The 25,986-nt window shown below is 62.3% G+C and carries 18 protein-coding genes, 3 tRNA genes and 3 rRNA genes; 12 read left to right on the top strand and 12 right to left on the bottom strand.

Annotated features, from left to right (window positions below):
- The first annotated feature begins 150 nt into the window (after positions 1-150).
- The 7 genes from tyrS (at position 151) to ABNK63_RS16425 (ending at position 7,989) form a co-directional block, all read left to right on the top strand.
- Positions 151-1,362 carry a tyrosine--tRNA ligase gene (gene tyrS, locus ABNK63_RS16455; protein ID WP_007810503.1) on the top strand — a complete coding sequence of 404 codons (1,212 nt, stop codon included), beginning with the start codon at positions 151-153 and terminating at the stop codon, positions 1,360-1,362.
- A gap of 472 nt (positions 1,363-1,834) precedes the next feature.
- A 16S ribosomal RNA gene (locus tag ABNK63_RS16450) occupies positions 1,835-3,379 on the top strand.
- Between the two features lie 116 nt (positions 3,380-3,495).
- A tRNA-Ile gene (locus tag ABNK63_RS16445) sits at positions 3,496-3,572 on the top strand.
- Between the two features lie 18 nt (positions 3,573-3,590).
- Positions 3,591-3,666, top strand: a tRNA-Ala gene (locus ABNK63_RS16440).
- Positions 3,667-3,877: 211 nt separating this feature from the next.
- Positions 3,878-6,759, top strand: a 23S ribosomal RNA gene (locus ABNK63_RS16435).
- 182 nt (positions 6,760-6,941) lie between these two features.
- Positions 6,942-7,055 (top strand): 5S ribosomal RNA (rrf, locus tag ABNK63_RS16430).
- Together the 16S, 23S and 5S rRNA genes with 2 tRNA genes alongside form the textbook arrangement of a ribosomal RNA operon.
- A 250-nt stretch (positions 7,056-7,305) precedes the next feature.
- On the top strand, positions 7,306-7,989 hold the full coding sequence (locus tag ABNK63_RS16425; protein WP_007810223.1) for a rhomboid family intramembrane serine protease: 684 nt from the start codon (positions 7,306-7,308) through the stop codon (positions 7,987-7,989).
- 4 nt (positions 7,990-7,993) lie between these two features.
- Here the strand turns inward: ABNK63_RS16425 and ABNK63_RS16420 are convergent, their stop codons facing one another.
- Together ABNK63_RS16420 and ABNK63_RS16415 are read right to left on the bottom strand one after the other, a co-directional pair.
- Positions 7,994-8,722: a glutamine amidotransferase gene (locus ABNK63_RS16420; protein WP_007810224.1), complete on the bottom strand. Its 729-nt coding sequence runs from the start codon at positions 8,720-8,722 to the stop codon at positions 7,994-7,996.
- Positions 8,723-8,745: 23 nt separating this feature from the next.
- Positions 8,746-10,566, bottom strand: a complete 1,821-nt coding sequence (locus ABNK63_RS16415; RefSeq protein WP_350016237.1) for a GspE/PulE family protein — start codon at positions 10,564-10,566, stop codon at positions 8,746-8,748.
- A 93-nt stretch (positions 10,567-10,659) separates the two neighbouring features.
- Here ABNK63_RS16415 and glyQ point away from each other — a divergent pair, with 93 nt between their 5' ends.
- Both glyQ and glyS read left to right on the top strand, forming a co-directional pair.
- Positions 10,660-11,583, top strand: a complete 924-nt coding sequence (gene glyQ / locus ABNK63_RS16410; RefSeq protein ID WP_350016236.1) for a glycine--tRNA ligase subunit alpha — start codon at positions 10,660-10,662, stop codon at positions 11,581-11,583.
- A complete protein-coding gene (gene glyS / locus ABNK63_RS16405; RefSeq protein ID WP_350016235.1) occupies positions 11,580-13,727 on the top strand; it encodes a glycine--tRNA ligase subunit beta in 2,148 nt (715 codons plus the stop codon). Before glyQ ends, glyS begins: the two co-directional genes overlap by 4 nt.
- Before the next feature lie 39 nt (positions 13,728-13,766).
- Here glyS and ABNK63_RS16400 read toward each other — a convergent pair whose 3' ends face one another.
- Complete coding sequence (locus ABNK63_RS16400) at positions 13,767-14,333, bottom strand: helix-turn-helix transcriptional regulator (RefSeq protein WP_007810229.1); 567 nt, start codon at positions 14,331-14,333, stop codon at positions 13,767-13,769.
- A gap of 283 nt (positions 14,334-14,616) precedes the next feature.
- On the opposite strand from ABNK63_RS16400, the gene ABNK63_RS16395 reads away from it, so the two are divergent.
- Positions 14,617-17,697 (top strand): TonB-dependent receptor, encoded by a 3,081-nt coding sequence (locus tag ABNK63_RS16395; RefSeq protein WP_350016234.1) that lies wholly within the window; start codon positions 14,617-14,619, stop codon positions 17,695-17,697.
- A 194-nt stretch (positions 17,698-17,891) separates the two neighbouring features.
- Complete coding sequence (locus tag ABNK63_RS16390; protein ID WP_350016233.1) at positions 17,892-19,766, top strand: MFS transporter; 1,875 nt, start codon at positions 17,892-17,894, stop codon at positions 19,764-19,766.
- Between the two features lie 9 nt (positions 19,767-19,775).
- On the opposite strand, the gene ampE is transcribed toward ABNK63_RS16390, so the two are convergent.
- The 9 genes from ampE to ABNK63_RS16345 form a co-directional block, all read right to left on the bottom strand.
- A complete protein-coding gene (gene ampE, locus ABNK63_RS16385) occupies positions 19,776-20,645 on the bottom strand; it encodes a regulatory signaling modulator protein AmpE (RefSeq protein ID WP_350016232.1) in 870 nt (289 codons plus the stop codon).
- A gap of 72 nt (positions 20,646-20,717) precedes the next feature.
- Positions 20,718-21,410, bottom strand: coding sequence for a hypothetical protein (locus ABNK63_RS16380; RefSeq protein WP_350016231.1), 693 nt, complete (start codon positions 21,408-21,410; stop codon positions 20,718-20,720).
- Positions 21,411-21,476: 66 nt separating this feature from the next.
- Positions 21,477-22,451 (bottom strand): NAD(+) diphosphatase, encoded by a 975-nt coding sequence (gene nudC / locus ABNK63_RS16375; RefSeq protein ID WP_350016230.1) that lies wholly within the window; start codon positions 22,449-22,451, stop codon positions 21,477-21,479.
- Between the two features lie 10 nt (positions 22,452-22,461).
- Entirely contained in the window at positions 22,462-22,830 is a 369-nt protein-coding gene (gene erpA, locus ABNK63_RS16370) for an iron-sulfur cluster insertion protein ErpA (RefSeq protein WP_007806944.1), read from the bottom strand.
- A 46-nt stretch (positions 22,831-22,876) separates the two neighbouring features.
- Positions 22,877-23,314, bottom strand: coding sequence for a polymer-forming cytoskeletal protein (locus tag ABNK63_RS16365; RefSeq protein ID WP_007806946.1), 438 nt, complete (start codon positions 23,312-23,314; stop codon positions 22,877-22,879).
- On the bottom strand, positions 23,301-24,056 hold the full coding sequence (locus ABNK63_RS16360) for a DUF6776 family protein (protein WP_007806948.1): 756 nt from the start codon (positions 24,054-24,056) through the stop codon (positions 23,301-23,303). The genes ABNK63_RS16365 and ABNK63_RS16360 overlap by 14 nt, the downstream gene beginning before the upstream one ends.
- Positions 24,057-24,157: 101 nt before the next feature.
- The gene (gene bfr, locus ABNK63_RS16355; RefSeq protein WP_350016229.1) at positions 24,158-24,628 is read right to left on the bottom strand and encodes a bacterioferritin; all 471 of its coding nucleotides are present in this window, start codon (positions 24,626-24,628) and stop codon (positions 24,158-24,160) included.
- Between the two features lie 132 nt (positions 24,629-24,760).
- Complete coding sequence (locus tag ABNK63_RS16350; protein WP_040673053.1) at positions 24,761-24,958, bottom strand: (2Fe-2S)-binding protein; 198 nt, start codon at positions 24,956-24,958, stop codon at positions 24,761-24,763.
- Between the two features lie 89 nt (positions 24,959-25,047).
- The gene (locus ABNK63_RS16345) at positions 25,048-25,605 is read right to left on the bottom strand and encodes an RNA pyrophosphohydrolase (RefSeq protein WP_007806954.1); all 558 of its coding nucleotides are present in this window, start codon (positions 25,603-25,605) and stop codon (positions 25,048-25,050) included.
- 179 nt (positions 25,606-25,784) lie between these two features.
- Here ABNK63_RS16345 and ABNK63_RS16340 point away from each other — a divergent pair.
- Positions 25,785-25,861 (top strand) — tRNA-Met (locus ABNK63_RS16340).
- Positions 25,862-25,986: the final 125 nt, after the last annotated feature.

Here is a 25,986-nt window from a genome sequence, read left to right as displayed (position 1 = left end):
TGCGCGTACCATAACGGGCATGTGTAAAGGGCGTCAATGCCTTTCCCATCAAGGGTTTGCAACACATTCCTTGTTAACACACAATTAACGTTGACGGCACGGTCACACTGCTTGCCGCGACCCACTTTTCACCAGCAGAGAAAGAAACACATGAGCGAGCTCGAGCAGGCGCTGGCCACCATTGCCCGTGGCGCCGACGACATCATCAAGCGGGAAGACCTGGCCGAGCGCCTGAAGACCGGTCGTCCATTGCGGATCAAGGCGGGTTTCGATCCGACGGCGCCGGACCTGCATCTTGGCCACACCGTATTGCTGAACAAGATGCGCCAGTTCCAGGATCTGGGACACCAGGTGATTTTCCTGATCGGCGACTTCACCGGCATGATCGGCGATCCGACCGGCAAGAACGTCACCCGCAAGCCGCTGACGCGGGAAGACGTGCTGGCCAACGCCGAGACGTATGCGGAGCAGGTCTACAAGGTGCTCGACCGAGAGAAGACCGAGCTGCGCTTCAATTCCGAGTGGTTCGGCAAGATGAGCGCGGCCGACATGATCCGACTGGCGGCGCAGCACACCGTGGCGCGCATGCTCGAGCGCGACGACTTCACCAAGCGTTACGCGGCGCAGCAGCCGATCGCGATCCACGAGTTCCTGTATCCGCTGGTGCAGGGCTACGACTCGGTGGCGCTGAAGTGCGACGTCGAGCTCGGCGGCACCGACCAGAAGTTCAATCTGCTGATGGGGCGCGCGCTGCAGGAGCACCACGGCCAGCCGCCGCAGGTCGTGCTGACCATGCCCTTGCTGGAGGGGCTGGACGGCGTCAACAAGATGTCCAAGTCGCTGGGCAACTACATCGGCATCAACGAGCCGGCCATCGACATCGTCACCAAGACCATGAAGATCGGCGACGAGTTGATGTGGCGCTGGTTCGAGCTGCTCAGCTTCGAGGTGTCGCTGGACGAGCTTTCCCAGATGAAGCGGGACATCGCCAGCGGCGCCCTGAATCCACGTGATGCCAAGCTGCGTCTGGCCCGCGAGCTGGCCACGCGCTTCCACGACGCGGCAGCTGCCGAACTGGCGATCGCGGGCTGGCATGCGGTGGTACGTGGTGAGGGCGACACATCGTTGTTGCCGCAGACGGATATCGGCGTGCCCGGTGAGGGCCTTCGCCTGGCGGCTCTGCTCACCGCGGCCGGGCTGACGGCGAGCAACTCCGAAGCGAACCGGAAACTGAAAGAGCGTGCGGTGCGGATCGATGCCGAGGTGGTCGAGGATGCGCAGCGGGTCTTCCATGCAGGCTTCGAAGGCGTACTGCAGGTTGGCAAGCGCAATTTCGCCCGCGTGCGGTTGGTGCAGGGCTGACCGGGGCGTCGTTCCAGCGCTGCGTTCGGTGGACGCGAAAATTAAATTTCGCGTCGGCTCAGCGGTTTGCGCAACATCCGCAAGGTTTCTCTGAAGAAGCGCTTGCCAAACCGAAAACACATCGTATTATTCGCAGCCCGCAGTCGCCCAACGTCGCAAGACGGACCGCCGGGACCTCGAAAAAAGCCTTCACGAGGGTGTTGACGGAGAGGAAAAGCGATGTAGAATGGGCGGCTCACCTAGGACGAAACGTCTTGGGGCGCAAACCGGAAACGGGATGCAAGCGAACGATCTTTGACAGTGTGCGCAGGTGAATTGTGTGGACGTCTTGTGTTGAATGGGTCACGACCTGTCCAAGCAATGCAAGCGTCCCACCAAGTAAAAAGTCAGTAATGAGTTTTGATTGGTTGGGAACAACGCTTCAGAAAGATAGATCATCCATCGCTGCAAGGTGATGACATGGTCGAAAACTTAAGTGAAGAGTTTGATCCTGGCTCAGATTGAACGCTGGCGGCATGCCTAACACATGCAAGTCGAACGGCAGCACAGCAGAGCTTGCTCTGTGGGTGGCGAGTGGCGGACGGGTGAGTAATGCATCGGGACCTACCCAGACGTGGGGGATAACGTAGGGAAACTTACGCTAATACCGCATACGTCCTACGGGAGAAAGCAGGGGACCTTCGGGCCTTGCGCGGTTGGACGGACCGATGTGCGATTAGCTAGTTGGTAGGGTAATGGCCTACCAAGGCGACGATCGCTAGCTGGTCTGAGAGGATGATCAGCCACACTGGGACTGAGACACGGCCCAGACTCCTACGGGAGGCAGCAGTGGGGAATATTGGACAATGGGCGCAAGCCTGATCCAGCAATGCCGCGTGTGTGAAGAAGGCCCTCGGGTTGTAAAGCACTTTTATCAGGAACGAAATACCACGGGTTAATACCCTATGGGGCTGACGGTACCTGAGGAATAAGCACCGGCTAACTTCGTGCCAGCAGCCGCGGTAATACGAAGGGTGCAAGCGTTAATCGGAATTACTGGGCGTAAAGGGTGCGTAGGCGGTTCGTTAAGTCTGTCGTGAAATCCCCGGGCTCAACCTGGGAATGGCGATGGATACTGGCGAGCTAGAGTGTGTCAGAGGATGGTGGAATTCCCGGTGTAGCGGTGAAATGCGTAGAGATCGGGAGGAACATCAGTGGCGAAGGCGGCCATCTGGGACAACACTGACGCTGAAGCACGAAAGCGTGGGGAGCAAACAGGATTAGATACCCTGGTAGTCCACGCCCTAAACGATGCGAACTGGATGTTGGTCTCAACTCGGAGATCAGTGTCGAAGCTAACGCGTTAAGTTCGCCGCCTGGGGAGTACGGTCGCAAGACTGAAACTCAAAGGAATTGACGGGGGCCCGCACAAGCGGTGGAGTATGTGGTTTAATTCGATGCAACGCGAAGAACCTTACCTGGCCTTGACATGTCCGGAATCCTTGAGAGATCGAGGAGTGCCTTCGGGAATCGGAACACAGGTGCTGCATGGCTGTCGTCAGCTCGTGTCGTGAGATGTTGGGTTAAGTCCCGCAACGAGCGCAACCCTTGTCCTTAGTTGCCAGCACGTAATGGTGGGAACTCTAAGGAGACTGCCGGTGACAAACCGGAGGAAGGTGGGGATGACGTCAAGTCATCATGGCCCTTACGGCCAGGGCTACACACGTACTACAATGGTCGGTACAGAGGGTTGCAATACCGCGAGGTGGAGCCAATCCCAGAAAGCCGATCCCAGTCCGGATCGGAGTCTGCAACTCGACTCCGTGAAGTCGGAATCGCTAGTAATCGCGGATCAGCTATGCCGCGGTGAATACGTTCCCGGGCCTTGTACACACCGCCCGTCACACCATGGGAGTGGGTTGCTCCAGAAGGCGTTAGTCTAACCGCAAGGGGGACGACGCCCACGGAGTGGTCCATGACTGGGGTGAAGTCGTAACAAGGTAGCCGTATCGGAAGGTGCGGCTGGATCACCTCCTTTCAAGAAATGACGGCGTGAGTCTTCACGCAAGACGTCCACACAAGACACCTGTACTTCACGCAATCGTTCAACCTAGGTTCCAGGTCGTCTGGTTCAGGTTCTGGGGTTCGATCTCTGGGTCTGTAGCTCAGGTGGTTAGAGCGCACCCCTGATAAGGGTGAGGCCGGTGGTTCGAGTCCACCCAGACCCACCATTATGCCAAGGTTTCCTTGGGGCCTTAGCTCAGCTGGGAGAGCACCTGCTTTGCAAGCAGGGGGTCGTCGGTTCGATCCCGACAGGCTCCACCAAGGTTCGATCCGACGCGTGAAGTATCAGCACACACAAGATTTGTTGAAATCATCCGGCATTGAGGCCGGCGTGATGTTCTTTGAAAACAAGTAAACGAGTGACAAGCGTCTTGGTTCGAAACCGAACCGAGGCAAGTGTTAAGGCACGAAAACGAAGTAACTTGGCTGCACCTGATGAGGGTGCATGCCCCGAGGCGACTTGGGGTTATATGGTCAAGCGACTAAGCGTATACGGTGGATGCCTTGGCAGTCAGAGGCGATGAAGGACGTGGCAGCCTGCGAAAAGTGTCGGGGAGCTGGCAACAAGCTTTGATCCGGCAATGTCCGAATGGGGAAACCCACCGCGCAAGCGGTATTGCATGGTGAATACATAGCCATGCAAGGCGAACCCGGGGAACTGAAATATCTAAGTACCCGGAGGAAAAGAAATCAACCGAGATTCCCTGAGTAGCGACGAGCGAACGGGGACTAGCCCAAAAGCACATTGTGTTCTAGTCAAACGGGATGGAAAGCCCGGCCATAGATGGTGATAGCCCAGTCGACGAAAGGGCACTTTGTGTGAAATTGAGTAAGGCGGGGCACGTGAAACCTTGTCTGAACATGGGGGGACCATCCTCCAAGGCTAAATACTACTGACTGACCGATAGCGAACTAGTACCGTGAGGGAAAGGCGAAAAGAACCCCGGAGAGGGGAGTGAAATAGACCCTGAAACCGTATACGTACAAGCAGTGGAAGCCCGCAAGGGTGACTGCGTACCTTTTGTATAATGGGTCAGCGACTTACTGTCTGTGGCAAGCTTAACCGTATAGGGGAGGCGAAGAGAAATCGAGTCTGAATAGGGCGCATAGTCTCAGGCAGTAGACCCGAAACCGAGTGATCTATCCTTGGCCAGGTTGAAGGTGCGGTAACACGCACTGGAGGACCGAACCCACATCTGTTGCAATAGATGGGGATGAGCTGAGGATAGGAGTGAAAGGCTAAACAAACTCGGAGATAGCTGGTTCTCCTCGAAAGCTATTTAGGTAGCGCCTCGGACGAATCTTCCTGGGGGTAGAGCACTGTTATGGCTAGGGGGTCATCGCGACTTACCAAACCATGGCAAACTCCGAATACCAGGACAGACTATCCGGGAGACACACGGCGGGTGCTAACGTCCGTCGTGAAAAGGGAAACAACCCAGACCCGCAGCTAAGGTCCCAAAGTCATGGCTAAGTGGAAAACGATGTGGAAAGGCATAGACAGCCAGGAGGTTGGCTTAGAAGCAGCCATCCTTTAAAGAAAGCGTAATAGCTCACTGGTCGAGTCGGTCTGCGCGGAAGATTTAACGGGGCTAAGCCATGCACCGAAGCTCGGGGTGTGCACATTTATGTGTACGCGGTAGAGGAGCGTTCCGTAAGCCTGTGAAGGTGTGTTGTAAAGCATGCTGGAGGTATCGGAAGTGCGAATGCTGACATGAGTAACGATAATGGGGGTGAAAAGCCCCCACGCCGAAAGCCCAAGGTTTCCTCGCGCAACGTTCATCGGCGCAGGGTGAGTCGGCCCCTAAGGCGAGGCAGAAATGCGTAGTCGATGGGAAGCAGGTTAATATTCCTGCACTTTTCTTAAGTGCGATGTGGGGACGGAGAAGGTTAGGTCTACCGGGCGTTGGTTGTCCCGGGGAAAGGCGGTAGGCATGGGTCTTAGGCAAATCCGGGACCCTTTATGCCGAGCACCGAGACGAGCCCTTTTGGGCGAAGTGACTGATACCACGCTTCCAGGAAAAGCCACTAAGCTTCAGCTTAAGAAAAACCGTACCGTAAACCGACACTGGTAGGCAGGGTGAGAATCCCAAGGCGCTTGAGAGAACTCGGGTGAAGGAACTAGGCAAAATGGCACCGTAACTTCGGGAGAAGGTGCGCCCTTCGACGTGGTCACATGCGTGACTGAGCGTTGAAGGGTCGCAGTAACCTGGCCGCTGCGACTGTTTATCAAAAACACAGCACTCTGCAAACACGAAAGTGGACGTATAGGGTGTGACGCCTGCCCGGTGCTGGAAGGTTAATTGATGGGGTCAGCCGCAAGGCGAAGCTCTTGATCGAAGCCCCAGTAAACGGCGGCCGTAACTATAACGGTCCTAAGGTAGCGAAATTCCTTGTCGGGTAAGTTCCGACCTGCACGAATGGCGTAACGACAGCGGCGCTGTCTCCACCCGAGACTCAGTGAAATTGAATTCGCTGTGAAGATGCAGCGTTCCCGCGGCAAGACGGAAAGACCCCGTGAACCTTTACTATAGCTTTACACTGAACGTTGAGTTCTTCTGTGTAGGATAGGTGGGAGGCTTTGAAGTGCAGACGCCAGTTTGCATGGAGCCATCCTTGAAATACCACCCTGAAGTGCTTGACGTTCTAACCTCGGCCCGTAATCCGGGTCAGGGACCGTGTATGGTGGGTAGTTTGACTGGGGCGGTCTCCTCCCAAAGAGTAACGGAGGAGCACGAAGGTACGCTCAGCGCGGTCGGACATCGCGCACTGTGTGCAATGGCATAAGCGTGCTTGACTGCGAGATCGACGGATCAAGCAGGTACGAAAGTAGGTCATAGTGATCCGGTGGTTCTGTATGGAAGGGCCATCGCTCAACGGATAAAAGGTACTCCGGGGATAACAGGCTGATACCGCCCAAGAGTTCATATCGACGGCGGTGTTTGGCACCTCGATGTCGGCTCATCACATCCTGGGGCTGTAGCCGGTCCCAAGGGTATGGCTGTTCGCCATTTAAAGTGGTACGCGAGCTGGGTTCAGAACGTCGTGAGACAGTTCGGTCCCTATCTGTCGTGGGCGTTGGAGATTTGAGGGGGGCTGCTCCTAGTACGAGAGGACCGGAGTGGACGTTCCGCTGGTGTTCGGGTTGTCATGCCCATGGCATTGCCCGGTAGCTACGAACGGAAGTGATAACCGCTGAAAGCATCTAAGCGGGAAGCACGCCCCAAGATGAGATCTCCCGAGAGCTTGACTCTCCTTAAGGCACCATCAAGACTAGGTGGTTGATAGGTCAGGTGTGGAAGTGCAGCAATGCATTGAGCTAACTGATACTAATGAGCCGTGAGGCTTGACCATATAACCCCAAGACGCTTCGTTCGTTCCCGAAGCTTGTCTGATTCGAATTTCACCTCGACGCTTGTCACTCGTTTACGATTTATAACGTGAGTTTCCACTCACGGAAATGTCTGGTCAGCTGTATTGACCGGGCCTTTCAAGAAGATGTGGAGCCGGCGCAACAGCGCTGCTCCCACCCCTTCCCTGGCGGCCATAGCGGCGTGGTCCCACCTGATCCCATCCCGAACTCAGAAGTGAAACGCGCATGCGCCGATGGTAGTGTGGCTTTGCCATGCAAGAGTAGGTCACCGCCAGGGGCTTTATCCTGAAACACCCTCACCGGAAACGGTGGGGGTTTTTCTTTGGCGCGGTCGCGGTGGCGACCGCCGGTCGCAGCCCGCAACAGGTCACCGCCAAGGGTTTTTTGTTCCAAGGCCTCCCAATCGGGGAGGCCTTCGTCTTTGTGGCGTTTGATGGATTGTTCTTCCGTGTGGATCACCGTTGCCGGGCCAATCCATCGCCTATGATGAACCTCCTTCAGTCAGCGCCTCACGCCAGGAGCGGCTCTTGTTCATTCACGTGGAAACCCGGCGCCGTCCCCGTTGGCATTGGGCCACCCTGCTGGTGGTGTCGTTCTGCGTCTTGTGCTTTGTGGTTCTGGCGCTGACGCCACCGGCGCAGCGGATCTCCCTGTTGCTGGAATGGGGCACGATCCCGGCGAACATCTTCGATCCCCATGAGGCGCTGCTGCCGCAGTTGACCGATCCGGCCCTGTTGCGGCTGTTCACCGCGCTGTTCATTCACGTCACGTGGCTGCACTTGCTGAGCAACCTGCTCTTCCTGGTGATCTTCGGATTGCCCGGAGAGCGTGCTTTGGGCTCGCTTCGCTTTCTGCTTCTGTTCGTGGTGGGCGGCATCGTGGCGAACCTGATTGGCGCACTGTCGCTCGCGGGGGTGAGGCTGCCGATCATCGGCTGCAGCGGGGCTGTCTCGGCTGTGGTGGGCACCTATGTAGCCCTGTTCCCGCGGGCACGACTGGGCCTGGTGTTGCCACTGGGTCTCTATCTGGAATTTGTCCGGGTCCCGGCCTTTCTCCTGATCGGCATCTGGGTGTTGCTGCAACTGCTGTTCAGCTATGCCGGGCCCAGCTACGGCGCCTACGTGTGGTGGGCGCATATCGGCGGGTTCTTGTTCGGCGTGATGTTCGCCCTGTTCGCCCGCGAAGGCATAGCGCGTCGCCTGCGAGGCTGATGTTTCAGGACGCGCCGTCGTCCTGCAGATGGGCGTTGGCGAATCGGCGCAACACGCGTCGAGCGAGTGGCGTGGCGCCGACTTCGCCGAATACGCGTTTCGGATCGCTGCCTTCGCGATGCATGTCGGAGTGCTTGCGCCGGATATAGGCGCGCATCACCTCGGCATTGAATTCCGGATGGAACTGCACACTCAGCGCGTGCGGGCCGTAACGCAGCCACTGATGAGGGTCCCTGGCCGAGCGGGCCAGCACGGCAGCCTCCGCCGGTGCTTCAAGCACGCTTTGTTCGTGCGTGGTATGCGCCCGAAAGTGCGGCGGAAGGCCAAGAGCCAGAGAGTCGCGCTTGCCGGCGTCGGTGAGTTCGATGAGCTGGGTGCCTATTTCGCGCCCGCCTGGAAGGTAACCCACCGTGCCGCCCAGGGCATGGGCCATCAACTGATGGCCATAGCACACGCCGAACAGCGGCAGGCTGACATCCATGGCATCGCGGATCCATCCCGCGGTGAGCTCGCTCCAGTGCGCCCGTTCGGTGACCATGGCTGCCGAACCCGTGATGATGGCCCCAGCGATTTCTTTCGGTGGCGGCAGGGCTTCGCCATTGGCGACATCGACAACTTGCAGCCGCCGTGGCTGCAGGCCGGCGCTCAGCCGGAACCAGTGGGGAAAGTCGCCGTGGCGGGCACGAATGGGGTCCGGGGCGCGGCCGGTGCGGATGATCAGGACGGGTTTCATGCAGGGCTGAGTTCGGGTTGCAGTCAGGGCCGTCCGTCTTCGAGGGCGTCGATCGGCGGCAGCACGGTGAGAATTTCCTGCACGGTGGTCAGGCCCGCAGCCACCTGGTCCGCGGCGGAGATGCGCAAGGGGCGCATCCCCTCGGACAGTGCGGCCTGGCCGAATCCGCTCAGGTCGAAGTGGGCCGAAACCATCCCGCGCAGGCGGGGCGACAGTTTCAGCATCTCGTAGATGCCGGTGCGACCGAGGAAGCCGGTATTGCGACATTCCAGACACCCGACGGGCTGGAACACCTGCGCCGGAAGCGGCAAATCCCAGCCATGGACGAGCACGTTCCAGGCGTGGGGCTCCTGCACGCTGGCCCGCTTGCAATGCGGGCAGAGGGTGCGTACCAGTCGCTGCGCCACCACGCCGGTAAGGGTCGACTGGATCAGATAGTGGGGAACGCCCAGGTCGAGCAGGCGGGTGACTGCGCTCGGCGCATCGTTGGTATGCAGCGTGGACAGCACCAGGTGCCCGGTGAGCGAGGCCTGCACGGCCATCTGGGCAGTCTCCAGGTCGCGGATCTCGCCGATCATGATGATGTCCGGGTCCTGTCGCAGCAGTGTCCGGACGCCGGCCGCGAAATCCAGGTCGATCGCCGCGTGTACCTGCATCTGGTTGAACTCCGGCGAGACCATCTCGATCGGATCTTCCACGGTGCATACGTTGAGCTCGGGCGTGGCCAGATGCTTCAGCGTGGAATACAGCGTGGTGGTCTTGCCCGAGCCGGTCGGACCGGTGACCAGCACGATGCCGTGCGGACGCTCGACCATGCTGCGCCAGTTCGCACCCTCGCCAGGCGAGAAGCCCAGTTGCGCGAAGTCCTTCACTACCAGGTCGGGATCGAAGATGCGCATCACCACCTTCTCGCCGAATGCGGTGGGCATGTTGGAGATGCGCAATTCGACCTCGCGCCCGGAGGAAGACCGTGTCTTGATGCGGCCGTCCTGCGGGCGACGCTTCTCGGCGACGTCCATGCGCGCCAGGATCTTGATGCGGGCGGTGACCGCGGTCATCACCGGCGAGGGCAGCTCGAAAACCTTCTGCATGATGCCGTCGATGCGGAAGCGGATATGACCCGTTTCGCGGCGTGGCTCCAGGTGGATGTCGGAGGCCCGCTGCTCGAACGCGTACTGCAGCAGCCAGTCGACGATATGCACCACGTGGCGATCGTCCGCACCGACTTCACCGCTCTTGCCCAGCTCGACCAGTTGTTCGAAGTTGAGGATGGCCGACGAGGCGTCGCTGCCGTTCTTGGCGTCCTGCGCCAGCTGGATCGAGCGCTGGACGCCGTAGAACTCCTGCAGGTAGCGATTGATGTCGATGGGACTGGCCACCACCCGCCGGATGTCCCGGCGCAGCATCTGGCTGAGATCCGGCGCCCAGCCGGACTCGAACGGTTCGCACGTGGCGAACGTCACTTCTCCCGGTGCGGCCGCGATCGGCAGGATGCGGTGCCGCTTGGCATAGGCCTGGCTGACCACCTGGGTCGCCGCCGCGACATTGATCTTCATCGGGTCGATCTTCAGATACGGCAGTCCGGCGTGGCCGGCCAGCCATTCTGTCAGGCCTTCCAGGCTCAGCGGACGGCCCGGATCGCGCTGGTTGACCAGTTTGGCGTTGGCGATCACCACCAGCGGATGCAACTCCACCGTGCTGCGACCGGCCCGGTTGCCGATGCGGACCTGCTTGGCGTCGTCGGCAAGCAGATAGCCATCCACGACCAGGGCCGCCAGCAGTTCGTCCAGCTCCAATCGACCCCGGCGGCCAAGCAGTGAAGCGATTTGCGGTGAAGCGGCCATCCGGTGGTATCCCCCGTGCATTTCCGGGCGCAGCCCAGTGCGAAAGCAAGCTGCGGCTATACTAACGCGCTTTAATCCAGGTCACGGAAAGCCATGTCCGCACGCACCTTCCAGGATGTGATCCAGACCCTCAACCGCTACTGGGCGGCGCAGGGTTGTGTGCTGTTGCAGCCGCTCGATACCGAGGTCGGCGCCGGCACCTTCCATCCCGCCACCTTCCTCCGGGCATTGGGTCCGGAACCCTGGGCAGCCGCCTATGTGCAGCCGTCGCGTCGTCCCACCGATGGTCGCTACGGCCAGAATCCCAACCGCCTGCAGCATTACTACCAGTATCAGGTGGTGATGAAGCCCAATCCCGAGAACATCCTGGAGTTGTACATCGGCTCGCTCAGGGAGCTGGGGCTGGATCCGCTGGTGCATGACCTGCGCTTCGTCGAGGACAACTGGGAGTCGCCCACGCTCGGCGCCTGGGGACTCGGCTGGGAAGTCTGGTTGAACGGCATGGAAGTGACCCAGTTCACCTACTTCCAGCAGGCTGGCGGCCTGGAATGCCGCCCGGTGACCGGCGAGATCACCTACGGCCTGGAACGGCTGGCCATGTATCTGCAGAACGTGGACAACGTCTACGACCTGATCTGGACCGATGGGCCGCGCGGCACGGTGACCTACGGCGACGTGTTTCACCAGAACGAGGTCGAGCAGAGCACCTACAACTTCGAACACGCCAACGTGCCCGAGTTGTTGCGCTGGTTCGATGTCTGCGAGGCCACCGCCAACCAGCTGATCGGCGCCAACCTGCCCTTGCCGGCCTACGAGCAGGTGATGAAGGCCAGCCATACCTTCAATCTTCTCGATGCGCGCCGTGCGATCAGCGTCACCGAGCGCCAGCGGTACATCCTGCGTGTACGCACGTTGTCGCGCAGCGTCGCCGAAACCTATGTGGCACAGCGCGAAAAACTCGGTTTCCCGGGCCTGAAACAGGCTCCCACTGCGGGCCACAAGGAGCAGGCTGCATGAGCGCCGCCAAGTCACTGCTGATCGAGCTGGGTACGGAAGAATTGCCACCGAAGGCGCTCGACGAATTGTCTGCCGCGTTCCTGCGCGGAATTTGCGACGGGCTGGCCAGGCGCAACATCGGCGCCGCGCTCGACCAGGCGCAAGGCTATGCCTCGCCACGTCGTTTGGCCGTCCATGTTCCCGCCGTGGTAGTGGCCCAGCCGGAGCAGACGATCGAGCGCCGGGGTCCCGCGCTGAGCGCCGCGCTGGATGCCGAAGGCCAGCCCTCGAAGGCCCTGCTGGGGTTTGCGCAGTCATGCGGCGTCGATGTGGGCGCTCTGGAAAAACTTGAAACCGACAAGGGCAGCTGGTTCGTCTGGCGCAGCGTGAAGCCGGGGCAGCCGGTGGCGGCATTGCTTCCGGAAATCGTCGACGAAGCGCTGAAGGCGTTGCCGATCCCGCGCCCGATGCGCTGGGCCGACCACGACTACAGTTTCGTGCGGCCGGCCCATTGGCTGGTGATCCTGCACGGCGCCGAGATCGTCGATGGCGAAGTTCTAGGGCTGCGCAGCGGACGCAAGTCACGCGGCCATCGCTTCATGCATCCGCAGCCGGTGCACGTGGCCGATGCCGACGGCTGGCTCGATGCCATGCGTGCCTGCAACGTGCTGGCCGATCCTCGCGAACGGCGCCAGCGCATCCAGGACCAGATCGAAAAGGTGGCGGGTGCCACCGGCGGCGTGCCTCGACTGGATGACGCCCTGCTGGACGAACTGGCCAACCTCACCGAATGGCCGGTGGCGATCGCCTGCACCTTCGAACGCGACTTCCTTGCCGTACCGCCCGAGGCGTTGGCCACCACCATGGTGGCGAACCAGAAGTTCGTTCCGGTGTTCGACGCCGGCGGCAGCCTCACCGAGCACTTCATCGGCATCGCCAACGTCGAAAGCACGAACCCTTCCGAGATCCGCAAGGGTTACGAGCGCGTGATCCGGCCCCGCTTCGCCGATGCCAAGTTCTTCTGGGACGAGGATCTCAAGACCCCGCTGGCCGGATACCAGGAGCAGCTCAAGGGAGTCACTTACCAGCAGGCGCTGGGCAGCCTGTGGGACAAGAGCGTGCGCGTGGCGGAGCTGGCGCGGATCATCGCCAACCGGACCGGTGTCGACGCCGGCGCGGCCACGCGGGCGGCCAGCCTGGCCAAGTGCGACCTGCTGACCCGCATGGTCGGCGAGTTCCCCGAATTGCAGGGTGTGATGGGGCGTTACTACGCCAGCCACGACGGCGAACCGGCGGTCGTGGCCGAGGCGCTGGACAGCTATTACCAGCCACGCTTCGGCGGTGATCGCATTGCCGCGGACAAGCTGGGCCAGGTGCTGGCGGTGGCCGAACGGTTCGATACCCTGGCGGGCATCTTTGCCGTCGGCATGAAGCCCGGCGGCAACAAGGATCCCTTCGCCCTGCGCCGCGCCGCGCTGGGGCTCGCGCGCACCCTGATCGAAGGTGGCCTGGAACTGGATTTGCGCGGAAGCTTCATCGAGGCTCTGGAACTGATACCGGATGCAGCTCTCGCCGCAGGACTCAAGCCCGGCAAGGATGGCAAGCCACCGGCGCTCAACGCCGCCCAGCGGCGCGCCATCCTGCTCGATGAACTGTACGACTTCGTGCTCGACCGGCTGCGTGGCTATTACGCCGAGCAGGGCTTCGACCACAACCAGTTCGAAGCGGTGCTGGCGGTGCAGCCCGCCAGCCTGGCCGATTTCGATCGACGCCTGCGTGCCGTTGCCGAGTTCGGTCGCCGCGCCGAGGCAATGAGTCTGGCTGCCGCCAACAAGCGCGTCGGCAATATCCTGCGCAAGCAGGCCGAAGAGACGGGGGCACCGCCGATCGGGCGGGTCGTGGATCCAGCCCGCTTCGAAACCGACGCGGAACGCGAGCTGGCCGATGCCCTGGCCTCGGCACAGCACGACAGCGCTGCCGCGCTGGACGCCGGAGACTATGCGGCTGTTCTGGCGCGCCTGTCCCAACTGCAGGCGCCCGTCGATGCATTCTTCGAGAGCGTGCTGGTGAATGCCGACGACCCGGCCGTGCGCGCCAACCGCCTCGCGCTGCTCAACCAGCTGAAGACGCAGTTCGGCGCGATCGCCGACATCGCGCTGCTCTAGGGCAGGAGAACTCCTGCCCTGGCCATGATTGAAGCGGGATCAGGCCGGACTGCGGTCTTTACGGATCCGTTCGGCGAGCTGCTCGTTGAACGTCACCATGGCGAGGGGATCCACGTGGGAACCGCCGGGTCCGAGCATCTCATAGAGCTGGCTCAACAAATCTGTGTTCTCGGACAGCGAAAGTTGGTTGCCTGCCAAACTCAGCTCTGACTGCAGGATGCGAACGGCAGTATCCAGCCGCCGCGCATCAACGGTCGCCGGCGTGGCTGCCTGGCCTTGAGCAGGGTTCACCTTGGCGTGAGAGCGGTTGGGTGCGGCGTCTTCCGAGCTGTACTGTTCGTCGCTGCCCATATAGGTGGGGTCGACCTGCAACGTACCTTCGCCGGCCACAAGCCAGACCAGCGAGATTCCCAGCGTCTTGGCCAGCGTTACGCAACGCGCGCGCGACGGGTCGGTGTTGCCATCTCGCCAACTGCGAACCACGCCCTCGGAGAAGCCACACATGCGGGCGATTTCCGTAGCACTTCCCACGCGCTGGATCAGCAATTTGATGCGTTCAGCGAATGTTTCCGTGGCTTGCCGCTGGGTACTGAGTTGCGTGTCCATCAAGAATACCGTTCTATATCGAGGGGAAATTGGCACTAGCGTAAGTTTATGACAGAAGTCAAGTAATGAAGCCTCCAGAAAAAGTTACGGAAGTGTTGACCTCCGTGATTTCTTGAATTAACGTCGCAGTAACTTGCGCTAGAGGTTGCGCAGGAACGTGCGTTAAATCATGCGGATGGACCGGGCTAAGCACCTTGCTTGGGCTGTGGCCGTTGGATATTTGAACACAATTAAAGTTTCATGTGCCCGAAAGCTTCGGGCTGAACTTGGGGAGTTGCCACTTATGAATTCGCGTAAAAATTTCACGGCGCGCCAGTTGCGTCATACTTCACTGGCGATCGGTCTCGGTCTGTGCTTGATCGGTACCGGAGCGGTGGCGCAGTCGACCACCGGCAGCATCTTCGGTCAGGTTCAGGCGGGAAGCGGCGAAACGGTACTGGTCAAGAGCTCGTCTGGCGTCACCCGCCAGGCCACTGTCGACTCGACGGGTCGTTATGCGGTGGATTCCCTGCCGCTGGGCAACTACACGGTCACGCTGCAGCATGACGGCCAGACCGTCGACTCGCGCTCCAACGTCACCTTGCGTGTGGGCTCGGGTACCGAAGTGTCGTTCGGTGGGCAGAATGCCCAGACCCTGTCGGCGGTGACGGTGCAGGCCAACGCCCTGCCCAGCATCGACGTCAGCGGCGTCGACTCCCGCACGGTCATCACCGCCGATCAGCTGGCCCGTCTGCCGTTGGCGCGCAGCGCCGAGGCCATCGCCTTGCTGGCTCCTGGCGTGGTCCAGGGTAGCGGCCTGTTCACCAATCTGACCGGTGGCTCGGTGGTCTCGTTCGGTGGCTCCTCGGTGACCGAGAACGCGTATTACATCAACGGCTTCAACACCACCGATCCGCTCAGCGGCTTCGGCGGCATCACCCTGCCGTATGGCGCCATTGACCAGCAGGAAATCATGAGCGGCGGCTACGGCGCCGCTTACGGTCGTTCCGACGGCGGCGTGATCAGCCAGGTCGGCAAGCGCGGCACCAACGAGTGGCACTTCGGTGGCCAGATCCAGTGGACCCCGAAGGATCTGCGTTCCGATCCGGACAACTGGTACTACGTCAACAAGGACGGCTCGCGGGGCGCCATGCGCCAGTACCGCAAGAACAACAAGTCCTGGACCACCACGGTGGACGCCTATGTCGGCGGCCCGCTGATCAAGGACAAGTTGTTCATCTTCGCGGCTGTCGAAGCCGAGCGCCAGCAGGGCGAGTCGACCGGTTCGAACGTGGCGCCGTTCGTCGACCACTACCGCTATGACAACCCGAAGTGGTACGGCAAGCTGGACTGGAACATCACCGACAGCAACATCCTCGAGCTGACCGGTGCGTCGAACAAGTCGTCCTACCAGGGCGTCTTCAACGACTTCGACTACGACACCCTGAAGGAAGGCGGTTTCAACAGCAACGACACCCACACCAAGAACGGTGCGGATGTCTATTCGGCCAAGTTCACCAGCTACATCACCGATGACCTGACCGTGACAGCCCTGTACGGCAAGATGAAGGGCACCTGGTACAGCAGTGTCGCCGACTACGATCCGACCTATCCGTACCTGTTCGGCGCTCAGGATCAGAACCCACTGTACAACGGCGGCAATACGATCACCAACAGCCAGACGGTATCGACGATCGCCCTGCCTGGCCATCGCTCGACCAACACGAACCTGCGCATCGACCTGAGCTACAAGCTTGGTGACCACACGCTGACCGCCGGTATCGACAACCAGGATCAGAAGAACGTCGATGGCGGCACCAAGTTCCCCGACGGCGGCCTCGGCTACGCCTGGGAGTACAACCCGCCGGTGGACGACACCGATCCGAATGCCTATATCGTGGGCGGTCCGGGCACCGCTCAGCCGGGTGCCGACTGGCATAACTCGCCGTGGGTGGCGGGTGCAGGCGGCTACGCAGGTGGCGAAGACGGCTATTACGTCGCCAAGTACCTGTACCACGACAACGCTTCGGTTCGCGTGGCACAGCGCGCGCAGTACGTCGAGGACAGCTGGCAGGTGAACGATCGCTGGTTGGTCAAGCTCGGTCTGCGCAATGACCAGTTCACCAACTACAACGCCGTGGGCGAACCGTATCTGCGCCTGACCAGCCCGCAGTGGGCGCCGCGCGTGGGCTTTAGCTGGGACGTGAACGGTGATTCCAGCTTCAAGGTCTACGGCAACGCCGGCCGCTACTACCTCGCGTTGCCCACCAGCGTGGCGCTGCGCTCGGCCGGTACCTCGCTGTACACCCGCCAGTACTACACCTACACCGGCATCGACGCCAACGGCATTCCGACCGGCCTGACCCCGATCGATACCTATCTGGGCGCTGGTGCCCCGGTATCGGCCAACGGCGAGTACGGCCAGGCCCGCGATCCGAAGACCTCGGCGTCGACCAACCTGAAGTCGGAATATCAGGACGAGTACATCTTCGGCTTCGACAAGAAGCTGGGCGACTCCTGGGTCTATGGCGCCAAGGCGACCTACCGCAACCTGCGCAACGCGATTGACGACATCGGCGACAACATCTCGATCATCGCCAAGATGAACGCGATGGGCATCGACCCGAACAGCTACGACGCCACCCGCGTGCCGGCGAGCATCCTGATCAACCCGGGCAGCACCTCCTACTTCAACATCCCGAAGCTGGGTGGCGGCTACTACACCGTGCAGATGGACTGGAAGAACGACTTCCACTTCAACACCACGATGAAGCGCAAGTACTACGGCCTGGATCTGTATCTGGAACATCCGTTCGACGGCAAGTGGTACGGCAAGGTCGACTACCTGTTCTCGCGCAGCTACGGCAACAGCGAAGGCCAGGTGCGCACGGACATTGGTCAGAGCGACGTTTCGGCAACGGTGGACTGGGACTACGCGGCGACGATGGACTACGCGAACGGCGCACTGGCCAACGACCGCCGTCACCAGATCAAGGCATACGGCTCGTACCAGATTGCACCGGAGTGGATGCTGTCGGGCAACCTGGCAATCCTGTCCGGCTCGCCGAAGACCTGCCTGGGCCGCTATGGTGCCGCCCAGACCAATCCGGGTCTGGGTTATGGTCCGTACTATCACTTCTGCAACGGCGTGCCGTCGTCGCCGGGTGATACGCGCAACCCGTGGACCTACACGCTCAGCCTGAGCGCGGAATACCGGCCGGAGTGGGCGGGCAAGAAGCTGGCGTTCAACGCGATGGTCAACAACGTGTTCGACAGCCAGAAGATCACCCAGACCTATCCGATCTCGACCAGTGCGAGCTTCGGTCGCCCGTACAGCATGCAGACGGGTCGTTACTTCCGCTTCGGTGCGTCGTACGACTTCTGATGATCTGAAGTAATACACTTGTGGTAGTTGCACAAAAGGCCGCCGGGTTACCCCGGCGGCCTTTTCATGTCTGGCAGCTATGCCGAGCGATGGGTGGCTGCCGTCGCAATGGCTGGAGTCAGCGGCAATAATGCGCAGGAGAGGGCGTCGCTGCTCGACAGTTGCGACGAAACGATGCATCCAAGGACAACCGCATGAGCCAATTCGCATTGCTGGGCAAGCGCCGTTTCGCGCCGTTCTTCTGGACCCAGGCGCTGGGTGCCTTCAACGACAATGCGTTTCGCAATGCGCTGGTGATGCTGGTGGCCTACCAGATGGGCCTGAGCGAACACGTCGCCTCAATCTATACGAATCTTGCGCCGGCGCTGTTCATCATTCCGTTCTTCCTGTTCTCCGCCACCGCCGGGCAGCTGGCCGAGAAGTACGAGAAGACGCGGATCATCCGCTACGTGAAGCTGTTCGAGATCGGCGCGATGGGGCTGGCCGCCTATGGCTTCTACACGCACCACACTTCGTTGCTGCTGGTGGTGCTGTTCATGATGGGCATGCACTCGACCATGTTCGGGCCGATCAAGTACGCGATCCTTCCCCAGGCGCTGAAGCGTGACGAGCTGGTCGGTGGCAACGGCCTGGTCGAGATGGGCACGCAGATGGCGATGCTGGTGGGCATGATCGCCGGAAACTCGCTGATGCTGGTGGCCGGTGTCGGTCCCTTGCTGGCCTCGGGCGCCACCATCGCGGTGGCCGTGGCCGGCTACCTTGTCTGCCGCAGGATTCCGCCGGCACCGGCGACCGCGCCGGAGCTGAAGTTCAACTGGAACATGTTCAGCGAAACAGCCCGCGTACTGGCGATAACCCGGGCCGACCGCCCGGTGTTCAACGCAATACTTGGCATTTCCTGGTTCTGGTTTTTCGGCACGGTCCTGATCGCGCAGTTGCCGATCTATACGCGCGAGACGCTGGGTGGCGATGGCTCGGTCAATACGCTGGTACTGACCCTGTTCTCAATCGGCACCGGTGCGGGGGCGCTGCTGTGCGAGCGCATGTCGGGTCGCCGTGTGGAAATCGGCCTGGTTCCGCTGGGCGCGTTCGGGCTGACCGCGTTTGGCGTGGACCTGTACCTCGCGCGTCATGGCATGGCCGCGGTGCGCGGACTGGACTGGCTGGGCTTCCTGCATTCGGCCGGAAGCTGGCGGATCGCGCTGGACCTCACCCTGATCGGCGCGTTCGCGGGGTTCTACGTGGTGCCGCTGTTTGCCTACGTGCAGGCGCGCGCGCCGCGCGAGAAGCTGTCGCGGATCATCGCCGGCACCAACATCCTCAACGCCCTGCTGATCGTGCTGGCGTCGGGCTTCGGACTCGGCCTGGGCATGCTGGGCTTTGGCGCGTCGCAGATCTTCCTGGCGGCCTCGCTGCTCAACGTGCTGGTGGCCTGGTACATCTTCACCCTGGTGCCCGAGTTCGTGATGCGCTTCATCACCTGGGTGCTGGTGAACACCTTGTACCGCGTGCGCGTGGACGGCAGCGAAAGGATTCCCGAAGAGGGTCCCGTCCTGCTGGTGTGCAACCACGTCAGCTTCATGGATCCGCTGCTGCTGATGGCCAACCTGCGCCGTCCCATGCGTTTCGTGATGTATTACAAGATCTTCCGGATCCCCGTGCTCAGCTTCGTGTTCCGTACGGCGAAGGCGATCCCGATCGCCGGTCACCGGGAAGACCCCGCCGTGCTGCAAGAGGCCTACGATGCGATCGACGTCGCGCTGGCCAATGGCGAGGTGGTCTGCATCTTCCCCGAGGGTGGACTCACCGGCGATGGCGCCATCGCGCCGTTCCGGGCGGGCGTGGAGAAGATTCTCGCCAGGCGGCCCGTGCCGGTGGTGCCGATGGCCCTGCGCGGCCTGTGGGGCAGCGTATGGAGCCGGCGTGACTCGATGCTGGGCCGTTCCCGCCTGCCTCGCCGTTTCCGCGCACGGGTGGAACTGGTGGTTGATGCGCCACGGCAGCCGGAGAACGCCGGCGCCGCGGCACTGGAGGCGCGGGTTCGCGAGTTGCGCGGCGACCTGGCCTGATCGAGTCGGTCAGCCCAGCCAGCTGCCGATCACCACCAGCGCCACCACGCTCAACCACGCCAGCAACGCCCGCAACAGCGCTCCGCGCAATCGCCGCAGCTCGCCAAGCGGATCGCTGTGTTCCTCGGCGTAACCGTCACCCGCCTCGATGTCGATGACCACGTCGGCCTTGGCAGCAGCGCCCAGAAAGCCGGGGCCGCTGCTGTACCAGCTGGTTGGCGCCGAGCGGCTGTGCCAGCGACGCCATGCGTCGATCACGGCATCCCAATGGCCGACCACGGCCAGGGTGAAAGTCAGCAGCTGGGCTGGCAGCCAGTCCAGCACATTGGCGACATGGCCGGCGATGTGCCGGGTGGGCGGGTCGAGGTGCAGCGAGTCGTCGCGGCCCAGCGTCTGCCCCAGCCGGTAGAGCAGGGCGCCCACGGGCCCGAGCAGGAAGAACCAGAGCAGCACCGCGAAACGCCGACGCAATGCGGCGTAGGCCACGGCCTCGCCGAGCGCGGGAGCGTTCCAGGCGACCGGGTTGCCATCGTCGGCCAGGGCCTGCGCCGCTGCCTCGCGGCTGGCGTCGTCCGGGGCGCGCAGGATCGCCTCCAGATCCGCCTCGAATTCGCGCGGACCGAAGCAATACAGCAGCGCTGCCAGCGCGAACAGCAGGCGCAACAGTTCGCCCAGCGGCGACCATCCCAGCATCCATACGACCAGCACGCACAGCGCCGTGGGCAGCAGCAGGATCACCGCCACCCGGGCCGCGCCGCTGGTATCACCCAGCTGGGCTACCCAGCGGCGAAACCAGCCGTCACCACGCCAGCGCGCCAGTTGCGGCGCGAGGTGCAGCAGGCCAAGGGCGAGCAGGACGACAAGCAGACGAATGGCCATGGGGAAGCAACTTCGCAGGGACTGGGGCCATTGTATGCGACCGCCCGGGCGCCTCGGTGCCTCGTCGTGCGTTCAATCGCCGAAAATGGCCTGGTGCGAGATCGCTTCGACGGTGTGGTCGCCGGCCGCATGCGGAACCTGCGGGCCACAACCATCAGCCTCCAGCGCGCGGTCCATCAACTGGCCGGTGATGAACTGATTGGCGCTGTGCTCCATCTTCATGCGGACGTACTTGCAGCGGCTGGCTCCGGCCATCCTGTGCACCACCTGCTGCAGGCTTGGCTTGTCGTCGAGGGAAAGGCCGCGAATGCGTGCGATGTCCGTTCCGGGAAGGCGCACCCTGGTTGGCGCTGACCCCATGCCTGCATGGCCCTCCAGGATCGGCGAGTGGTAGTCCTCCGCAACCGGCGACGGCTCGGTCAGCACAACCGCTGGAGCCGGGTCCGCCGCCCGAACCGGGCTGGTCGGGGCCACCGCGAGCGGTCGCGAGACCGGTCGCGCCTGGCGCGAGCGTCCCGGCATCGGACGTGCGGAGGATGGTTGGCGCATCCGTGTCACCAGCCGGATTCGCAGCGCATCATGGCTTGCGGGTTGCGCGTGTGAGCGGGGCGGGCGCGGCGCGACCGGCCCGAACAACAACGCCAGCAGGCCAAGATGCAGCGAGATCACCAGGCCGAGAATGCCTCCGCGCCGGAACGCCGCCCGCCAGCCAGGTCGAAGAACGGACGTCTTCCGCGCCTGCAGAGGGGTGCTTCCATGCGCCATGTCCGATTCCGTGATGAGCTGCGACGAATCAGACCGCCTGCGCGTCACCAAGTTCTCGGCGGGGGCTCAAGGTGCCGCGGCCGCCTCCACCAGCGCGGCCAGATCGAGTCCGGATCGAGATTGCAGCCAGTACGTCAGCAACTGATAGGACACCGACAGCCGCGTGGACGGGACAAAGCTGCCGTCGGAAATGCCGTCGACGATCTGTTGCGGCGTGAACCAGCGGGCGTCTTCCAGTTCGTGATCGCGCCGGGCAATGTGTCGTGAACGCGCCGTGGCGATGAAGCCGACCATCAACGAGGCAGGCATCGGCCACGGTTGCGAGGAGTGGTAGCGCACCTCGTCGACGATCACGCCGGCTTCCTCGGCGACTTCGCGGCGAACCGCATCCTCCAGCGCCTCACCCGGTTCGACGAAGCCAGCCAGCGTGGAGTAACGACCGGGCGGCCAGCCAGCCTGGCGTCCGAGCAGGCAGGCACCCTCGTGCTCGACCAGCATGATCACGGCCGCATCGGTGCGCGGAAAATGCAGGCGCGCACACTCGGTATTGGTGCATTGCGCACGGTGCCCGGCGGCCACCAGCAGCAGTGCCGCGCCGCAGTAGGTACAGAATCGCGTCTCGCGCTGCCAGTGCGACAGGCCCTTGGCGTAGGCAAACAGGCCCGCTTCGTCGGCATCAAGCCGCAAGCCGGCGCTGCGCAGGCTTGCGCGACGCGCGTCCAGGGCGTGCTCCAGTTCTTCGATGCGCCCGGGATCGTCCGCCACCAGCAGGAAATGCGGGCGCTCATACGCCATGCCGAGCAGGCTGGCCCGCGTGTCTGCCAGCCACCGCTCGCGTTCGTCCGCATCGAGCCAGCGCAAGCGGTCGCCATCGCGGCGCAGGAAGGCTTCGCCCGCGGCGTCCAGCAGCAGGTAACGCGCCGAAGGCGAGCGGGCGTTTTCGACGATCCACGCCGATTCGTCGCGCGACTCGGCGACCCGGTCGAGCACCAGGCTGAGCCCGGCGAAGGTGTTGGTGGGGGCAAGCCAGGCCCGATCCATGGGTGACTCCTCAGGCGGAGAAGGAGGAGCCGCAGCCGCAGGTGGTCTTCGCGTTCGGATTGCTGATCACGAACTGCGCGCCGCTGAGGTTCTCGGCGTAGTCGATCTGCGCGCCACCCAGATACTGCAGCGACAGCGGATCGCACAGCAGGGTGACACCGTCGCGCTCTACCGCCAGATCGTCTTCGGCCTGGGCTTCGTCGAAGGTGAAACCGTACTGAAAACCCGAGCAGCCGCCACCGGAGATGTAGACGCGCAGCTTCAGCGCAGGATTGCCCTCTTCGGCAATCAGTTCATGCACCTTGTGTGCGGCCGCTGCGGTGAAGATCAGTGGCGTGCCGCTGCTCTGGTAGTCGGGGATCGAGACGATGGTTTCCATGGCTTTCGAAGTGGGGGCGTGGCGGGGTCTGCGCAAGCATAGCGCGTCAGGCGGGCACTGCCTCGTCCACGCCGGCATCTTGGGCCGGCGCGGGCAGGTTGCGCTGGGCTTCCTCGGCCTGGCGCGTGATGCGTCCGTTGACCTGGGCGCCGGCGGCCATCTCCAGGGTGTGGTAACGCAGGTCGCCATCGATACGCGCCTGCGGCGCCAGTTCCAGCCGCACGCTGACGTTCACGTCCCCGGTCACGTGGCCGTTGATCACCGCCTGCGGCACGTGGATTTCGCCATGCACCTGGCCGTGCTCGCTGAGGGTGAACATGGCGTCCTCGCCATCGCCGACCACGCTGCCTTCGATGCGCCCGTCCAGGTGCAGTGCGCCACTGAAGCGCACGTCGCCGCGGATCGACGTGCCACGCGCAATCAGGCTGGTCTCGTTGTTGCTGCTGTTGCGATCGTTGCGGTCGCTGCGTCTACGGTTGAGCATCGTGATCCCCTTGTGCGGTCGTGATGTTGCCACTCAGCGCGTCGCCCCAGGCAACGGCGCGGTTCACCGTCTCTCCGTCGGCAGGCTTCACGCTGATGCGCAGTCGTGTCGGGCGGAAATCCGCCGGCAACACGATCGTGCCGTGCAATTGCTGAAAATAGGTGAAGCGGAACGGCATGCCGTCCTTTTGTGCGGCGTCGCCCAGAGCGCTCCAGTCCAGCCGTGTCACCTTGTCACCACGCAGGCCTTCCACGCTGACCAGGGCGTTGCCGGAAACCTCGTCGCCGCGCTTGGCATTCTGGGTCAGGCTGAGGCTGAGGTTCCAGCCGCGTGAACCGACGATCGGCTGCAGCTTCACTTCCTGCAGCTTCAGTCCCTGCCGCTGGGCATCGCCGCCGACCAGTCGCGAGTAGAAGCCGAGGTCGGCGCGCAGGCCGTTGAGTTCTTCTTCGCGCTGGGCCAGCGTGCCCCGCAGCGAACGCGTGGCCACTTCGTTGACCTGGGCCGAGCGTTGCAGGTTGGCCAACTGCTGCTTCAGATCGTCGATCTGGCCGAGCAGGGCACGTTGTTGCCGGTTGTCCACCACAGTCGGTGCGTTGGCGTGCCGGCCGAATGCGGCAACGACAAGGCCGACCACCAACAGGCTGGCCAACCAGCCCAGACCCAGCCACCACCAGCGTCGGCGATGGCCGGTATCGTCGTGGCGGCGCACGACGAAACGTGGTGGCGGTCGTGAACCCATGCGGCTGTTCCGGGGAAAACCGAAGGTATAGCCCCGGCGTGATGAAAGCGTCAAGGAACGGCTGCACGAATCGGGCGGCGGCTCGTTCGCCGTGACGAACCTCAGCTGCCCATCTTGTTCTGCAGATAGCGTTCCGCGCCGATGTCCCTGATCAGGCTGAATTGGGTCTCCAGCCAGTCGATGTGTTCTTCCTCGTCGTGCAGGATGTCCTTGAACAAGTCGCGGCTGATGTAGTCGGCGATGCCTTCGCTGTAGGCGATGGCCTCGCGCAAGTCCTTCACTGCCGCCAGTTCCAGGTCCAGGTCGCCCTGCATCGACTCGATCGCGTTCTCGCCGATGCGCAGCTTGCCCAGGTGTTGCAGGTTAGGCAGACCATCGAGGAACAGGATGCGCTCGATCAGGTGATCGGCGTGCTTCATCTCCTCGATCGACTCCTTGTATTCATGCGCAGCGAGCTCGCTGTAACCCCAGTCCTTGAGCATGCGGTAATGCAGGAAGTACTGGTTGATCGCGGTCAGCTCGTTGTAGAGCACCTTGTTGAGGAATTCGATGACCTTTGCATCACCTTTCATGGCTTCCCCTCCTCGTGAAAATCAATCCCCACTATACAAACTCCGTGCCGGCGGCGACGGAATGAGAATGGAACGCCTTTGCCCGGCATGCGGAGCAAACTCCGGCCGGGTTGCGCATGAAACGGAGGGGAATCAGGCCGTGACGAGCGGCAACTGGCAGATCACCTGCGAGCGCGCCTGGTCGAACGTGGCACGTGCCTCGGCATCGCAGCAGCCGCAGCAGTCCGAGCAGCCGGTACGCGCCTGCAACTCGGCGAACGTTTGTACGCCGGCAGCCGCCTCGCGGCGGATATCGTGATCGGTGACGGCGTTGCACATGCAGATATACATGACGCGTATGAGAACGCGAATGCGAACGATTGTCAACAAGTGGCGGTCACCGGTTGCCTGGCAGCAAGCCGGGCGTTCAGTCACGCGGTTCAGGCCACGGCGCGGCCGCCCTGCGGCCTGGAGGGCGCGTCGGGCTCGTCGCGTGGGGGCAGGGTGCCCAGTTGCACGCTGAACAAGTCCTCCACCAGCGGCGCGAAATGCCGCAATGCTCGCGCGTACACATCGCGCTTGAAGTTCACCACGTGCGCCGCGGGATACCAGAAATCCACCCAGCGCCAGATGTCGAACTCCGGCTTTTCGCAGGCATCCAGCTTCAACGCTTCTTCGCCGCCGACCAGCTTCAGAAGGAACCACACCTGCTTCTGGCCGATGCAGGTCGGCCGCTGGTGGTGCCGCACGTAGCGACTCGGCAGGCGATACTTCAGCCAGCCGTGGGTGGCGGTGATCACCTCCACGTGATGCGCCGCCAGCCCGGTTTCCTCTTCGAGTTCGCGGTACATCGCCTCCAGCGGCGTCTCGTCCGAGCGCATGCCGCCTTGGGGAAACTGCCAGCCGTCACGATTGACCCGGCGCGCCCAGAACAACTGCCCGTCTGCATTCAACAGTACGATGCCGACATTCGGACGGTAGCCATCTACATCAATCATGTCGCCTCCTGGAGCCGAACGACGCAGTCTTCCTGCACGCCACGCCGAGTTCCTGAAGCCGATTCAACCACAGCCCGCAAAGCAGCGGCAAGCCGCAGGCTTGAACCTTCGCCGCCGGCCCACTACACTTCCGCGCCCCGCCCGTGATCGTTCAGATCCAGCCCGGCGGAATTCCTCAAGGCTATGTAGCTCAGCTGGTTAGAGCACAGCACTCATAATGCTGGGGTCGGTGGTTCGAGTCCACCCATAGCCACCAAGAAGTAGTCCAGAGACATCCAAGAAAGGCCGGTAAACCTAGCTGCGGCAACGGTTCCGGCCTTTTTAGTGTCCAGCGGTGTAGCATCCCGTCCTATGCGATCTACCGTCGCGAGGCGGTAGATT

It is taken from the genome of Rhodanobacter sp. IGA1.0 (assembly GCF_040208325.1).
Taxonomy (GTDB): Bacteria; Pseudomonadota; Gammaproteobacteria; order Xanthomonadales; family Rhodanobacteraceae; genus Rhodanobacter; species Rhodanobacter spathiphylli.
The sequence above is the reverse complement of the archived record's forward strand: the minus strand, read 5'-3'. Positions and strand labels throughout refer to the sequence as shown.

Bases quoted from the DNA above. Each gene is read 5' to 3' on its own strand.
- erpA (WP_007806944.1), bottom strand. From the start codon at position 22,830: ATGGAAACCATCGTCTCGATCCCCGACTACCAGAGCAGCGGCACGCCA.
- glyQ (WP_350016236.1), top strand. From the start codon at position 10,660: ATGTCCGCACGCACCTTCCAGGATGTGATCCAGACCCTCAACCGCTAC.
- ampE (WP_350016232.1), bottom strand. From the start codon at position 20,645: ATGGCCATTCGTCTGCTTGTCGTCCTGCTCGCCCTTGGCCTGCTGCAC.
- ABNK63_RS16395 (WP_350016234.1), top strand. From the start codon at position 14,617: ATGAATTCGCGTAAAAATTTCACGGCGCGCCAGTTGCGTCATACTTCA.
- ABNK63_RS16380 (WP_350016231.1), bottom strand. From the start codon at position 21,410: ATGGCGCATGGAAGCACCCCTCTGCAGGCGCGGAAGACGTCCGTTCTT.
- ABNK63_RS16415 (WP_350016237.1), bottom strand. From the start codon at position 10,566: ATGGCCGCTTCACCGCAAATCGCTTCACTGCTTGGCCGCCGGGGTCGA.
- nudC (WP_350016230.1), bottom strand. From the start codon at position 22,451: ATGGATCGGGCCTGGCTTGCCCCCACCAACACCTTCGCCGGGCTCAGC.
- ABNK63_RS16345 (WP_007806954.1), bottom strand. From the start codon at position 25,605: ATGATTGATGTAGATGGCTACCGTCCGAATGTCGGCATCGTACTGTTG.
- ABNK63_RS16420 (WP_007810224.1), bottom strand. From the start codon at position 8,722: ATGAAACCCGTCCTGATCATCCGCACCGGCCGCGCCCCGGACCCCATT.
- glyS (WP_350016235.1), top strand. From the start codon at position 11,580: ATGAGCGCCGCCAAGTCACTGCTGATCGAGCTGGGTACGGAAGAATTG.
- ABNK63_RS16350 (WP_040673053.1), bottom strand. From the start codon at position 24,958: ATGTATATCTGCATGTGCAACGCCGTCACCGATCACGATATCCGCCGC.
- ABNK63_RS16400 (WP_007810229.1), bottom strand. From the start codon at position 14,333: ATGGACACGCAACTCAGTACCCAGCGGCAAGCCACGGAAACATTCGCT.
- bfr (WP_350016229.1), bottom strand. From the start codon at position 24,628: ATGAAAGGTGATGCAAAGGTCATCGAATTCCTCAACAAGGTGCTCTAC.
- ABNK63_RS16365 (WP_007806946.1), bottom strand. From the start codon at position 23,314: ATGCTCAACCGTAGACGCAGCGACCGCAACGATCGCAACAGCAGCAAC.
- ABNK63_RS16360 (WP_007806948.1), bottom strand. From the start codon at position 24,056: ATGGGTTCACGACCGCCACCACGTTTCGTCGTGCGCCGCCACGACGAT.
- ABNK63_RS16390 (WP_350016233.1), top strand. From the start codon at position 17,892: ATGAGCCAATTCGCATTGCTGGGCAAGCGCCGTTTCGCGCCGTTCTTC.
- tyrS (WP_007810503.1), top strand. From the start codon at position 151: ATGAGCGAGCTCGAGCAGGCGCTGGCCACCATTGCCCGTGGCGCCGAC.